Source organism: Eggerthella timonensis, assembly GCF_900184265.1.
In the GTDB taxonomy this organism is placed as follows: domain Bacteria; phylum Actinomycetota; class Coriobacteriia; order Coriobacteriales; family Eggerthellaceae; genus Eggerthella; species Eggerthella timonensis.
This window is the reverse complement of record NZ_FXXA01000002.1, coordinates 1,877,607-1,893,290: the sequence shown is the minus strand read 5'-3', so window position 1 is coordinate 1,893,290 and position 15,684 is coordinate 1,877,607. Positions and strand designations below refer to the sequence as shown.

The following is a 15,684-nucleotide window of genomic DNA, read 5'->3' as shown; positions in this document are numbered from 1 at the left end:
AACAGCCGTTTTCCGCTTTCAGCCCGACAATCCGACGGTCCATGCAAGGCGCGCGACGTCATCGAGCTCGTTTTCGGCATAACTCACCTGCGCACCCTTGAAGTCGAGGGAGAGCGAGCCGTCGGCCACGCCGGGGTCGTAGAAACTGGACGCAGCGCCCATTGCGGCCGACAGGGGCACATTGCTGCCGTCCAGCGGGAACGACGTTGTGTAACCGAGCGAGAGGTTCGCCGAGACGAGCGCTCGCTGCCCCTCCTGCGGGACGAGCGCCGCCGCCCCCTCCCCCAGCTGCGACGAAACGGCCTTGATCGATACAGCCTGCGGCGTGAACGAGCGGAAGCGCAGGGCAGCCGGAGTAATCGACCCGTCCGCGTTCAACGTCACGCTCGCCCTCAACGGAACCTCGTAGCGCAGGATCGGATCGCCGAACTTGCCGAACACGACGACATCGCCCGTGACCGCCGCCGCGAAGTCGAACGGCTCGGTGCACGACGGATCGGCGTACCACCCCTGGAACGGGTAGCCGAAGCGCGCCGGGTCGCCGGGGTTCGCGACCTTGCCGGCCGCATCGGTGAGCGAGGTGGCGTACGTGGCCCAACCGTCGGACGATGCCGAATCGGGCACCTTGAAGGTTGCAAGGTGCATGGTGTCGGGCAGCGGGTTGTCGGGATCGTTCGCCAGCACGAGCTTGCGGTTCTGAGCGCCCCAGTCGTAGCTCTTCACCGCATCGCTCGAACCGGCGTAGTACGTCAGCGTGCCGGCAGCCGTTGTTTTGAACGGATCGGCTGAGGCGTTGGCCACCGCCAGCGGGAAATCGAACGAGTCGGGAAGCACCGTGAGGCGGTTGCATCTGACGAACATGCCATCCATGCCCGACGACCCGAGGCCCACGGTGTCCGGAATGGTGAACCCTTCGGGAAGGGATGCCAGGCTGTAGCAGTCGTTGAACATGTACTCCGACGAAACCACCTGCGTCCCGGCCAGCGTGAAGCCCTCCGGAAGCGAGACGAGCGCCCTGCAATACTGGAACATGCGCTCGACCTGCCGCACGCGCGGCCCGAGAGTGAAACCTTCGGGAAGCTTCTTCAACGTCGTGCAGCCCTCGAACATGTACTCGGTTCGCTCCACCCCGCTTGGAAGGCGAAAGCCCTCGGGAAGCGATTCCAACTTGCCGCATGTACGGAACATATGCTGCACCTCGGTGACGGTTTCAGGAATCTTGAAGCTGTCCGGCAAGCTGGAGATGCTCGTTTGCAGGAACATGCCCCCGGTCGTTCTCAGTCCTTCGGGAAGCGTAAAGCTGGCAGGGATCGTGCTCAGCCCGGGGCACCTGTGGAACAATCCGTAGACGGACTTCGTCCCTTCGGGAACGGTTATTCCCGTCGCATCGCGAAGCAAGGGCATTTCCTTGAACCAGTACCCCATGTCGGAGACGCGCACGGTCGGGCTCATGCGCACGCGCTCGACCAGGCCTCGCACCTGCCCCCAACCGTCAAGATCGGCCTGGTTCCAGTTCCATCCGAACGGCTTGATGGACGCTCCTTCCTCGCAATCGATGTACAGAGTGCCGCCTTCCAGTTTCCACGAAGCGTTCCGCCCGCCATCCTCGGTATCCAACAACCCGCTCGTCGCCGCGAATTTCGCGTACAGCGTATCCACCGATGCAGGCGCGATGCCGCCTTGGGCGGTCACGCTCTTCGTGAAGTCGAACTTCTGCGTGCACGCCTTGTCAACGTACCAGCCGACGAACGCGAACCCGTCGCGCTCCGCCGGCTGCGGCTCGACGCTCAACTTACCGGAAGCGTCGGTGACCACCTTCGCCCACGCCTGGTCCGGATAGGAGCCGTCGGCGTTCGGCAGCAGGCACGACACCTCCGCGGCACCTGCGGGCAGGCCCTCGGCCGCGTCGCGGATATGCCGTCCCGACCAGGTGTCGGGACTCACGTCGGCGGGAAGCGTGCCGGCGTAGTAGGTCTGGATCGGCTCGGTCGGCGGGTCGTTGTACTTCCAGTTGAACAGCTTGTCGAAGCCTTCGACGTCCTTGATGGAAGCGAAGTCGAAGCTCGCAGGCAGGTAGGTCAGCGACGTGCAGGACCGGAACATTCCCTCGATGGTTTTCACGGCTTGCTTGCCGTCGTCGCCGATGAATGTGCCCGACGGCGTGGGCATGACGAAGCCCTCAGGCAACGAGGTCAGCTTCGAGCAGCTGTCGAACATGTTGAGCACCGATACGTCGCTCGGGATGCGGAAGCTTGACGGCAGCGAGGTCAGCTCCGAACCGGCGAACATCCACCCGGCATCGACGAGCTTGTCGAAACCCTCGAGGGTGAAGTCCTCGGGCAGCTTCGAGAACTTCGTGCCGGCGAACATGCTGTTCACTGTTACGATGCTCTTCGACAGCGTTTTCAATCCTGTGGGGAACAGCTCCAGCGGGTCGCTGCGGAACATCGCCGCGGCCGAGGTCACCGTGTCGGGCAGCGTGAGGTCGTCGGGGACCGACGTGAGTTTCATGCAGTAGTTGTACATGAAGTTGGCCGACGTGATCTCGAGGGGCACGTGCGTCTGGGATGCGTCGACGAGCTGGGTCATGCCGGAGAACCAGTTCGCCGCGTCTTCGGCTCGGATATGCCCGCCGTCGAACGAGCGCATGACGACCTTCGACACCGCCTCGCGCAGCGGCGACCAGTACCCCGTCGTCGGCACCACGTTCGAGAAATCGGGGCCTGCCCAGCCGAGCGTGGCCATCTTGCCGGCCGCGGTCTGCTCGATAATAAGGGTTCCGAGGCCGGGCGTGTCGGAGTTGGGCTCGAAACGCCACGCCGCCGCACCCTCGTCGTTCACCATCGGCAGGTCTCCGCCGGTGACACTCACGTGAGCGAAGCCGAAGCCGCTCTCGCCCCACGCCGCGGCCATCTGGTCGTACGTCGCTCCCGACGCGGCAACCTGGGGCAGGAGCACGTACGCGCCGGTCTTCTCGGCGGCATCGAACGCGGCGGCCATGCCCGAATCCGGCAAAGCGTCGTAAGCGTACACCGTCTTGAGCGCCGAGCAGCCGAAGAACGCCCCTTCCACGACGTTCACCTCGGTCGTTTGGATGTCGAGCGTCTTCAGGCCCGTGCAATTCTCAAGCGCCTTCGCCAAAATGCTGCGCACCGAGCTCGGTATCGTGAGCGACTCGAGCGACGCGCAGTCGCCGAAGGCGCGCACGCCCAGCTCGCGGTACGCCTCGGGCATGACCACCGTCGCAAGCCTCGCGTCGCCGTAGAACAGGTCGCCGTCGATGACCTGGAGGCCTCGGGGCAGTTTCGCGCGCTCGAGCGACACGTTGTTGTAGAAGGCACGCGCACCGACGCTCGTCACCGAATCGGGCACGTCGATGGAGGTCAGATCGCCGCATTGGGCGAACGCATCGTCCTCGATGGTCTGTAGCGTGCCGGGAAGGTCGACGGAGGTCACGGGCACGCCGTAAAACGAGAGGTTTCCGATGGACACGACGCCGTCCGGAACCGCGAAGGAGCCTCCCCTGCCTTGCGGAAAGCGCAAGAGGCGCGTGCCGTCCTTGCTGTACAGGATGCCTTCGGACGAGGAGAACGTCTCGTTGCGAGCGTCGACCTCGATGGACGTCATGCTTGTGCAGTTGCGCAGGGCGTGCTGGCCGATGACGGCAACGGACGCGGGCAGCGTGATGGATCGGAGCGCGAGGCAGCCCTGGAACGCCTGGGAGCCGATCTCCGTGATGGTGTTCGGGAGAACCACCTTCGCGAGCTTGCTTTCCTTGGGCCCTCCTGCGAAACCGTTGGCCAGGATCTTGGTCACCGGCAACGACCCCTTGTCGGAATACGCGTGTTTCGAAGGGATCAGGGCCTCCTCGATGGCGAGCGGCTCGACGGCCTTCACGCCGAGCGTCCCGTCGTCGAGCAGCACGTAGGCGAGGTCGCCGTCGACCACCTCGGATGCGCCTGCGACAGGCTCAGCAAGGGGCGCAGCGACAGGATGGGCGACCTCGACCGCGCGGGAGGCGCGGGCGAGCTCGACATTGTCGAGGGAGAGGGCGACGGTCACCTCGGAGGAGCCTTCGGCCTTGCCGGTCGCCGTGCCGTCGGGATCGACGGAGAGGGGCTTGGCGGCGTAGGAGTAGGAGGTTTCGACGGGGTCGGGGGCGTCGATCTGGCCGTTTTCCAGGAGGTCGGCGGACTGGCCGACTTCCAGCTGCAGCGGCTCTTCGGGCAGGTCGACTCCGTAAGGCAGGAGGTGGTTGCCGGCGGCAGGGAGGCCGACGTTCCAGGGATTGCCGGAGCCCGACGGGGCGTAGACCGAAACGCCCGAGCACTCGGCGAGCGCGCTGTCGGCGACCCAGGGGGATCCGAGCGCGACGACGCGCGAGAGGCTCGCGCACGCGGCGAAGGCGCGGTCGCCGACCGTCGCGACGGAGGCAGGGAGCCAGGCTTCCGTGACGCCGGTCGCCTCGAAGGCTCGCTCGCCGACGGCGGTCACGCTCGCGGGGAGCGTAACGCCGGTCAATCCGGTTCGCCCCGCGAACGCGGCGTCCGCGATCGCGCTCACGCGGTAGGACACGCCGCCCACCTCGGCGGTCGCGGGGATCTCGAGATGGCCCTCGGGGCCTTCCGCGCCCTGCCACGACACGGCGAGCGTGTAATCGTCCAGCACCTCGTATGCCAGGCCCGATACCTGCGCGCCCTCCCCTTCGCCTTCGGACGGCTCCGGCTGCGACACGTCGCCCGGCTTCGCAGGCTCCTTGAAGCTCGAGAACCCAGCCGCCACCCACACGGCCTTGCGGGCTTCGTAGTCGTCGCCGGCGGGCAGCGCCACGACGGCGCCGGCGCGCGCTTCCGCGTCGAAGGCGTCGGCCGCGATGTCGCGCACGAACCCGAGCGCGGTGATCGACGACACCGCGCACCCGGCGAGCGCTCCAGCCGCGATCGACTCCACGCCTTCCGGCAGCACCACGGCACCGCCCGAGCCGACGGGGCATGCGACCAGGGTATTCATGTCTTTCGTGTACAACAAACCGTCCCGCGAGGAGAATGCGGCGTTGCCCTCCCCGACTTCCACGGCGGCGAGACCGGCACAATGCGACAAGGCCGAAACCGTGACCGTTTGATCGGGGATGCGGGCAACGCCCTCCTTGCCCTCGGGAATGGACAGGAGTTCGGAGAGGTCCTTCGTGAACAGCATGCCGTCGAAGGACGCGAGGGATTCGTTCTTGGTGCCGACCGCGACGCTCGCGAGCGTCGGACAATCGGAAAGAGCCCCGTCGGCGACGGACATCACCGAAGCGGGCAGCGAAACGGACTCGACGGACGAGCCCGCGAACACGCCTTCGGACGCGTCGGCCTCGCCGATCGAGGTCACGGCATAGGAGTCGACGCCGCTCGTCACGAGGGCAGGCACGACCACGTCGCCCTCGAGCGACGGCGCGCGCCAACCGACCAGGACGGCCGTCTCGCCGTCGATCTTGTACACGAGACCTTCCTGAACGATCTCGCCTGCGGCCGGCTTCGCAGCCTCGGGAGCCAACGGGACGTCGACGGCGGTCTGGCCCGCAGAGGGCGCAGAGGGACGTGCAGGCTCGGTCGCCTGGCCCGTCGCCTCAGACTGTTCGGTTGTATCGGGAGATGGTTCGTAAGCAGCGGGAGGATCGAGCTTCGCCTCGCTTTCGACCTGGCCGGACGGCTGGTCGTTCGAAGTGGTTTCGGCACCTTCCCGCTCGCGGGGGTTCTCGCCGGAAGAGGCTAACGGCTCAGAAGCCCCCCCCCCCGGAGATCAACGGGCCCGGAGGCCGCGAGGGCGTCGATAGGCGTGGAGATGGCGAGGATGATCGCCAGCGCGAGCGCGCAGGCCGATCTCGCCGCAGGTGCGAGTGTCTGTCCCATTTGGTCCTGTCCCTTTTTCGTTCCCGAAACCACCCGCTCGGCCGGTTCCCGCCGGCCTGCGCCATCGCGCCTCTCCCCTTCGCCGTTCCCGCGGCTCGGGGGCGCGACGGTGCGCGCGGATCGCCCCCGCCGTTTCGCTCGGTGGGGCATATATTCCGCATATTAGCACGTGGTTTGGGATTGTAAACCGTATTCGTTCGGAGCAAAGTGCAAAGCGGACCCCTCTCCGCCCTCCAAGCGGACCAGCGAAAGCGCAGGTTGGATCACGTCTCCCCTATCGGAAACGCAGTTCGAGAATGATGCACAACCGTTCACAATTTCCACACATCTTTAGAAGAACGAATCGCGGCAACGCCCAAACCAGCTCATCGAGATCGCGAGCGGGTGCGATGCGATAGCGGAAGTGCTGCGTCATGTTCGGGCAGCGTCTTCGAGAGAGGGGGCGTCTATGGACGCACAGACCGTGATCGCCACCTGCGCGTTGATCGGAGCGGCCGCCGCCATTCTCGACCTGATCGGGAGGCGCGGCGAGTGACGAACAGTGTTGGAAAGCTGGAAGATCCGGTCGCCCCTGGAAGGTAAACCGGCTCTAGCTAAGTAACCGACGCTGCTCGGCATGGCGGGGCTCCGATCAGCTCGATGGTATCGCAATCGCCGTCGTACGCCTGCATACCCCCCCCCGAGTCGGTTTACGGATTGCCGAGCACGATAGAGACGCACGATTCTGCCGCTGCTGTTTCTCTGCTCATGCACGCTTTTGTCAATCGAAACAGCCCCTCAGACCCCATTCTGCTTGTCAAAAGCGTGCATTTGCATTGAGGAATCTCGGCAGAACGCCCCTTCACCTCGACCGCACGCACCGCCGGATGTTCAAATCAACGACCGCCCTCCGGAGCCCCTCCTCCTGAAGGGGCTCCGGCTCGGTGCGATCATGCAGGCGCAACCGTGTACTCGAGGGTCACCAGGTCGGTGCTCCAGCCGTCGCGCCAGAGCTTCACCTTCGAAGCGTCGGGGATGTCCAGGCCGATGGCGTAGTTGAACACGCCGGGCGCACCGGGCTTCGCCTCCGGAACCGAGAACGCCTTCGACGACGTGCCAGCCGTTTCCCCCACTTCCACGAACAGGGGACGCTTCGCGCCCTCGGGAAGGAGCGTCGCTGCGACGGCCTGTAGGTCTGCCGAATCCATGATGTCGGAGGACGAGTTCACGGGCGCGCACTTCACCTGCGTGATCGCAAGCGGCACCGGCGTGAACGACTTCATCCGCACGTCGGCTGGGGCGACTTCACCCAAGGCGTTGAGCGTGACCTGCGCTTCGATGGGTATCTCGTATTTCACGATCAAGCTGTGCGTGCCGTACAGCACGCCCTCAGCCGGCAGCGGTGTCTCTCCGAAGACGAACTTCTGCGTGCAGTCGGCATCGGCGTACCACCCGTCGAACGCGTAGCCGAACCTGCCGGCGTAGCGCGGGTCGGCAAGCGCGCCGGCCTGGTCCGTCAGCATCGTCTGCCACGTCGTCCATTCCTGCTCGCCCACGACCTTGGTCTTGAACGTGACGGGTTTCGCCCCGCCGAGGTCGGACGGATCCGTCACGAGCGTGCGGTTGTACTTGGTCGACCAGTACGACGTCGCATCGTTGCCCAGGACGGCGAGCTTCGACAGGTCGCCCCCGATGACGTAGGTGGACAGCGGTCCGGCCGCGACCTTGAACATCGTGTCAAGGCCCGCGCACGTCGAAGGGATGCCGGTGACGTCGAGGCTTGCGGGCAGCGTCATCATCGAGCTGCATCCCTTGAACATGCCGCTTACGTCCGTCAGCAAAGCAGGATTGTCGAAGCAGAACCCATCGGGGAGCGCCGCAAGCGACGGACAGCCCTCAAACATTTTGTCTGCTCTGTTCACGTTCTTCGGAATCTTAAACCCGTCAGGAAGAGAAGCGAGCTGGGCGCATTCCGCGAACATCGACCGGGTTTCTTGAATCCCTTCGGGAAGCAGGAACGAAGAAGGAAGCTTTTCCAACGGCGTGCTACTGAACAGGTATGCCGCAGTCTTAACCGAAGGGGGAAGAACGAATCCGTCAGGCAGCGCAGTTATGTTGCTCCATCCCAACATAGCGTTGACGTTCGTCGCGCCGCTGGGCAAAGTAAACGTCGCAGGAAGGCTTTCTAAACCGCCATTGTGGAACAGCCCATCGAGAATGGTAACAAAATCAGGTATGAAGAAATCGCTTGGTAAAGAGGTCAGGCTCGTGCACCGCGCAAACGTATGCGTGACATCGGCCGCTCCCTCGGGAAACCTGAATTCGGACAGGTCGGACAAGTTGTCCATGCCGGTGAACCAAAAACGGATGTCACTGCGAACGCGCACGTTGCTTTCGATAATGACTTTCGTCACCAGGTCGCGCAACGGGCTCCAATGCTTAGTTTGCGGCTCGCCATTGACGTTGCCGTCCTCAGGCATCTGCCACAACGTGTCGATCGCGGCGCCTTCCACGTCGCAGCGGATGGTGAGCGTACCGTCATCGAACGACCAGGAGGCCTCCTCCCCTTCCGCGCCGTCGCGCACGGTTGGCAGGGTTCCACCCGTCACTACGTACTTCCCGTACAGCGACGTCTCGCCGCTCAGCGTCAGCGGGAACGTCGCCTTCGCCGTGCAGTCCGGGTCGGTGTACCAGCCGAGGAATGCATGATCCCCCCAGCCAGGCGCGACGGGCTCGCCCATCGACGAATTCGCATCCAGCGCCTTGCGCGTCCACAGCTTCTGCGCGCCCGCCTCGTCGGGCAGGCAGAGGTCGACGAACGTCTTCCCAGCCGGAGCGGTGCTCACGATCGTGCGGTTCTGCTTGGCCCAGTAGCCGTCGCCCATATCCAGGTTCGCCGGATCGCCGGGATAGTACGTCTCGGTAAGGTCGTCGCATCGGAAAAGGCTCGGCAAGAGCTCTTTAGTTTTCGCGGGCAGCTTTGCCAAATTCAACGATCCCGGAAGCGTGCGAAGAGTCGGAATGCCATCGAACGCGCGATCGCCGGTCTGCAGCGTTTCAGGAATATCGAATCCTTCCGGCAGCGAAACCAGCCCGGAGCCTTTGGCGAAATACTCTATCGCCGTCACGCCTTCGGGAATCGTGAATCCCGGGGGCAGCGCCTTGAGCGCGCCGCACGCGTTGAACACCCACGTCGCGTACTTCAAATTGCCCTTTCTCAGAATGAAGCTCTGAGGAAGATGCTCGAGCGATAGGCAAGAATTGAACATGCCGATAATGGACTCCACCGAAGTCGGGATGGCGAAATCTTCGTGCAGGGCCTTGAGATTGTTGCATCCGTGGAACAGATCCTGCACGTTTCGAGTTCCCTCAGGGATGACGAGCGAATCAACCGTCTGGAGCTTCGGCAGCCAGCAGAACCATGCGGTCATGCCGTTTTCTCCCGGAACTTTCACTTCGGGCTCCATCAGAATGTCCGTAATCTCTTTGCGGAACGGATCCCAATAGTTAACCCGACCCTTGCTCTGGTCGAACGAGAACCCGAGGTCGCCCACCTGGCCCTCGCCGCCGATGCACAGCTGGCCGTCCACGGTAATGCGCCACCACACGTCGCCCTGCGTGCCCGCGACCAGGGGCAGCTTGGCATCGCGGCCGCCGTGCTTGACCCACTTGCCGTAGAGGATCCTGTCCTCGCTGACGGGTTCGCCGAAATCGAACGGCACGAGGCATTCTTCGTCGACGCACCAGCCGGTGAAGCCGTAGCCGTCGCGCTGCGGTTCCCCGACGTTCGGCACCATGCCGTCGGAACCCGTGAGAACGGTGGAGCGCGTCGACCAGGAACCGTCCTCGTTCACCAGCTTGTACGAAATCTCGCGCATATCGCGATCCGCGGGATCGGCGATCAGCACGCGGTTCTGGCTTGCCCAGTCGTAGTTGAGCACAGTCGGATCGGAGCCGGCGTAATACATAGGAACGCGCGGCTGACCTTCGCCAAGAGCGCATTTGAACACACGGTGCACGGTTTGCGCGTAGAACACATTCGTGAAGGTGAAGCTGTCGGGAAGAGATGTCAAGGACGAGCAATTCTCAAACACCCCGTCAACGAACCAGTCAGCCTTCTTCGACAGCTTGAAACCCTCGGGCAACGAAGAAAGCGAGCTGCAATTAAGGAACATGCCGCTCAGATTCGTCACGGTGTCAGCTACTGCGAATCCTTCCGGAAGCGACCCCAGGGCCCAGCAGTTCTCGAACATCGCCATTGTCTGCTTGATGCCGTCGGGGATGGTGAAACCCTCTGGCAGCGTTTCCAGAGAGTAGCATTGCTGGAAGAGGCGGCTGATGTCGCTGGCCTCCACCGGGATAGCGACCTCTCGAACGTCGAACAAATTCGGCATCCTCATGAACCACGAACGCATGAACTCGGCTCTAACGGAGGGAGCCATGGAGATGCGCACGACGCGATCGCGATACGCGCCCCAATGATCGGTCGCCGCCGAAGGGGTGTTCCAATCCCATCCGAAATTCGACACCTTGCCCGTACCGCGGATGTACAGCGTGCCGTCATCGGAGATCGACCAGAACGCGCTGCCGGTGCCGTCTTCCGTGGGCAGTACGTCCCCGAGCGTGCCAGCGACGAGCTTGCCGTAGATCGTCGCATCCTCGGCGAACGGCTTCGAGAAATCGACGCGCTGCGTGCACGCCTCGTCGGCGTACCACAGGGCGAACACCATGCCCTGGCGCGAGGGCGCGACGGGCTCAGCGAGCATGCCAGAGTTGTCGGTATAGGCGGTCGTCCAATAGGAGCCGGGGCCGGACTCGCCCTCGGCCTTCACATTGAGCGTGACAGTCTTGGCGTTCGCCGGCTTGTCCGAAGGTTTCACCAGCGTGCGGTTCACTTGAGCCCAAGGGTATTGCACGACTTTCGGGTTATCCCCAGCATAGTACATGGGGATGTTAACGCCGCTATGCTGGAACACCGTAGGGTCTTTCCCACTCCATCCATCGGGCAGGTCGAAGCTGTCAGGAAGCGCCACAAGCGAGGTGCAGTTATTGAACATATGCCAATCGGACGTTACCGACATGGGTATGTAGAACCCTTCCGGCAACGAAGAGAGCGAGGTGCAATTGTAAAACATCCACGTCGTGTTCACCGCAGTTTCCGGAAGCGTGAAGCCTTCGGGCAACGACCGCAAGGCCGTACACCCATAGAACATGCTTTGCATCGAAGCTTCCACCGTGCTAAGAATCCTAAACCCTGAGGGAAGGAATTCGAGCGAGGAACAGCCGTTGAACACTTCACCGATCTTGCCCGCCTTACTGGGTATCTTGAAATCGATCGGAAGGTTACGTAAGGAGCTGCATCCTTTGAACATGCCGTGCATGCCCGTTACGCTTTCGGGAATGAGAAGGCTCTCGGGAAGAGATGTCAGCGAGGTGCAGCCCAGAAACATGCCGGATAGCTCAGTCACTGATCGAGGAATCTCGAACCCCTCTGGAAGTGATGCAAGCGAGGCGCATTGGTAAAACATGTTGTTCAGACCGGGAGCTCCCTCCCCTCCGGCGATATTCTCTGAGACCCTGAAGCCCGCAGGCAACGATTCAAGCGAAGAGCATCCGAAGAACATCGCCCTGCACTCCGTCACCGTATCGGGAATCGTGAACCCGTCGGGCAAGCTCTTGAGGCTCGAGCTATTCGAGAACATCGACACGACACTCTGCACATGTTGCGGGATGGCATCCATTCCCACCGAAACGAGATTGGGCATCTCGGCAAACCAGTTCACCATGTCGACGGCATCGACTCCCGAATCCACAACAACGGCTTTCACAGCGGCACGCACCGGTCCCCACCAGGTGTCTGAACACGTGTCGGCCCATCCGAGGTCCTCGATCACCGCACCAGGCTTCGTGCACTCGATGCGCAGCGTACCGTCGGCATCGAGCGTCCAGCGGGCATTCTCGCCCCCGTCGACAGTGGGCAAAGGCCCGCTCATCGGCGAGAACTTCGAGAAGCCGTAACCGCTCCACGTTGCGACCATCTGGTCGTACGTGCTCCCGTCGTCGCCCGTTGCAGGCAGGACGACGGTGACCTTCGACTTGTCGACGTCCGGGAATGCATCATGCTCCGCGTCGGACGGTTTGAGCGCGTCGGCTACATCGTCCATCAGTCCATGCGCCGAGACGGCGGCGAGTGCCGTGCAGCCCCTGAACGCGACGGGATCGAGCGTTTTGAGCCCGGCAGGCAGCGAAACCGCCGCCAATTTGGAGCAGCGATCGAATGCGTACATCTTGATGGCGGTTACCGAAGACGGCACGTCCATCGAGGTCAAGCCGGTGTCCTGGAATGCCTGCTGCCCGATGAATTCCAGCCCTTCGGGCAACTCGATCGATTGAAGGGCCGAGCAGCCGCCGAAAGCATGGTTCTCGATCCTCTTCACGCTTTGGGGAAGGTTGACCTCGCTCAAGGCGCTGCAGTACCCGAACGCGCGGTCGCCGATGCTCTCGATGCTGCTTCCTTCGCCGAACACGACCGTCTTCAAGCTGGAACACCGGTAGAAAGCCGCGCGCGTCAGCTGACGTAGGGAGGCGGGAAGGAACAAGCTTTCGAGCGAAGCACAGCCGGTGAACGCATCCATCCCGATAGATTTGAGCGACGAAGAAGGAGACCAGTCCACCTTTTCGAGATTCGAGCAGCCGACGAAAGCCTCGAAGCCGACCTCCTCGACCGAATCGGGCACTGCGACCGACCTAATGCCGGCAGCACCGTAAAACGCATGGTATCCGATCTCCGCCACGGGCCGCTCGACACCCCCCATGCGATGCGAAGCAGGGATGGAGACGTCGCCTTCCAGCTTCGACGGATCGACCGCTACGACGGTCAAGCCGCCGTCCGGGCGTACGACGAACGAGAAGCCGTTTTCGGTCGCGTTCTCCACCCAGTTCGCGTACAGCACGGTGTCCTCGTTCACGGGCGTATCGATGTCCCACGGAATCGAGCACCCCTCGTCGAGGTACCACCCCTCGAGGCCGAACCCTTCCCTGCTTATCCCGGGATCGACGATCGGTTGACCCGATGCCACCGATTGCACGACCTGCTCCGGAAAACCTCCGCAGCCTTCGAAGGTCACCGTGTGCCGATTCGCAGTGGAAACGATGATGTTCGCCGGATCGAACCCGTATGCGTACTGACTGTTCGCAGCCTCCCACTTGGTTTTTTCCTCGGCCGTCGGAACGAATATCTTCAGCTTGTCCGGGGAGGACATCGCCGCGAACGCGAACGGAGAGAACGTCGAGATCGATCCGCCCACCACAAGCTCCCTCAGGTTGACGGCCTCGCCGAGCACGTAATCCTCCAGAGAGGTCACCTTGCCGCCCAGAGCGAAGGATGCGAGATCGACGCACGATTCGAACGACCAACCCTCCAGCGTCTCGAGCCCTTCAGGCAACTGCACGGAGCGCAGCGCGCTGATCGTGAATGCACGGTCGCGAATGATCTTGAGAGAATCGGGGAAATCGAAGAACTTCAGATTGGAGCATATGGCGAACGCCCATGCGCCGATCGTTTCCAGCTGAACCACTTCGCCCGGTTGGGCACTGAACGAAACCGACGACAATCCCCGGAGCGCTCGAAAGCCTTCCGCAGCGACGCTTTTGACGATGTAACGAGTTCCCTCATGCTCGACGCTTGCAGGAATCACGAGCTCGCCGTCGAGCTTAGGGGAGGCGCTATCCATGGACACCTCGACCGCAGTCGGGTCGTCCGCGAGCACGGAATATGCGAGCAGATGGCCGCTGGGAGAACTCTGGGAGAACGTCTCGCCGGTGGCGAGAGCTGCGGCATATGAGATGGTTTCGGGTTCGGACTCGAGAGATGCGGCTTCCTCGAGGGCGGCCGATGCGAGGGAGGCGGTTTCGGTGATGATTGCCGGCTTGTTTACGTTCTCGGTCGGGGTAGGTTCGACGGGGGCCTCGGGTTCCACCACAGGCGCTTCAGGCTCGGAAGTAGGAGCGACCTCGGCCGGGCGTGAGGCGCGGGCGAGCTCGACGCCGTCGAAGGACAGCGTTACGGCGACCTCGGAGGAGCCTTCGGCCTTGCCGGTCGCCGTGCCGTCGGGATCGACGGAGAGGGGCTTGGCGGCGTAGGCGTAGGAGGTTTCGATAGGCTCGGGGGCGTCGAGCTGGCCGCCTTCGATGATGCTCCAGGATTGGCCAACTTCGAGGGCGAGGGGCTCTTCGGCGAGCGAGACGCCGTAGGGCATGAGGTGGTTGCCGGCGGCCGGGAGGCCGACGTTCCAGGGGTTGTCGGAATCCGAAGGCGCGTAGACGCTCACGCCGGAGCACTCGGCCAGCGCGCTGTCGGCTACCCAAGGGGAGCCGAGGGAGACGACGCGCTCGAGCGAGGGGCACGCCGCGAAGGCACGCTCGCCCACCGTCGCGACGGAGGCCGGGAGCCACGCGTCGGAGACGCCGGTGGCCTCGAAAGCGCGGTCGCCGACGGCGTTCACGCTCGCGGGGAGCGCGACGCCGGTCAGGCCCGAGCGGCCCGCGAAGCCCGCGTCGGCGACGGCCGATACGCGGTAGGACACGCCGCCGACCTCGGCGGCTGCCGGGATCTCGAGCGTCCCCTCGGGCCCTCGCGCGCCCTGCCACGAAACCGCCAGCGTGTAGTCGCCCAGCACCTCGTACGCGAGGCCGGAGGCCTGCGGGGCCTCGGGCTCGGACGGCTCGGGGACGGCGACGTCGCCCGGCTTCGCGGGTTCCTTGAAGCTCCCGAACCCGGCCGCCTCCCATACCGCCTTGCGGGCTTCGTAGTCGTCGCCGGCGGGCAGCGCCACGACGGCGCACTCGCGCGCTTCCGCGTCGAACGCGTCGGCCGCGATGTCGCGCACGAACCCGAGCGCCGTGATCGACGCCGCCGCGCACCCGGCGAACGCTCCGGAGCCGATGAACTCCACGTCTTCAGGAATCACGACCGCGCCGCCCGCGCCGACGGGGCACGCGACCAGGGTCTTCATATCGTTCGTGAAAAGCAAACCGTTCCATGAGGCGAGAGAGCGGCTGCCCTCCCCGACCAGGATGCAGGAGAGCCTGGCGCAATGCGAAAACGCCGAGGCAGGGACAGCATTCGTCTGGTCGGGGATGCGGGCGGCGCCCTCCTTGCCCTCGGGAACGAGCAGGAGGCTTGCAAGGTCCTTCGAGAACAGCATGCCATCGAAGGACGCGAAGGATTCGTTCTTCGAGCTGACGGAGATGCGGGAGAGCGACGGGCAGCCCGCAAGGGCGCCGTCTTCGATGGCAGCGACGGAGGCGGGCAACGACACGGAGGTCGCAGACGAGCCCGCGAGCACGGCCTTGTCGGCGTCGGCTTCGCCGACGCGCGTCACAACATACGAGTCGGCCCCGCTCGAAACGGTCGCGGGCACGACCACGTCGCCTTCGAGCGAGGGCGCGCGCCAGCCGACCAGCACGGCTTCGTCGCCGTCGATCCGGTAGACCAGCCCGTCTTGCACGATCTCGCCCGCGGCGGGCTTCGCCGCCTCGGACGCAAGCGGCACATCGACGGCGGTCTGGCCCGCAGAGGGCTCGGCCGGAACTTCGGCCTTCGTATCTTCGGTTTTCCCAGTTGAAGGTTCCGCCGGAGGTGCCGACGGCTCGGAAACGGCAGGCGGATCGAGCTTGACCTCGTCTTCCACCTGATTGGATTGCGTATCGTCCGAGAAGGTTTCAGCCTCTTCGGCTAACGGCTTAGAAGCCCCCCCCCCCCCCGGAGCGTTCTCAGATGCGTACGCGCTCAACCCGTCGAGGGGAGCGC

The 15,684-nt window shown here is 63.9% G+C and carries 2 protein-coding genes; both read right to left on the bottom strand.

What is annotated here, in order from left to right; all coding sequences use genetic code 11:
• Positions 1-18 precede the first annotated feature (18 nt).
• A complete protein-coding gene (locus C1A15_RS07735) occupies positions 19-5,484 on the bottom strand; it encodes a leucine-rich repeat protein (protein ID WP_180953032.1) in 5,466 nt (1,821 codons plus the stop codon).
• 1,339 nt (positions 5,485-6,823) lie between these two features.
• Entirely contained in the window at positions 6,824-15,565 is an 8,742-nt protein-coding gene (locus C1A15_RS07730) for a leucine-rich repeat protein (RefSeq protein WP_180953031.1), read from the bottom strand.
• Positions 15,566-15,684 lie beyond the last annotated feature (119 nt).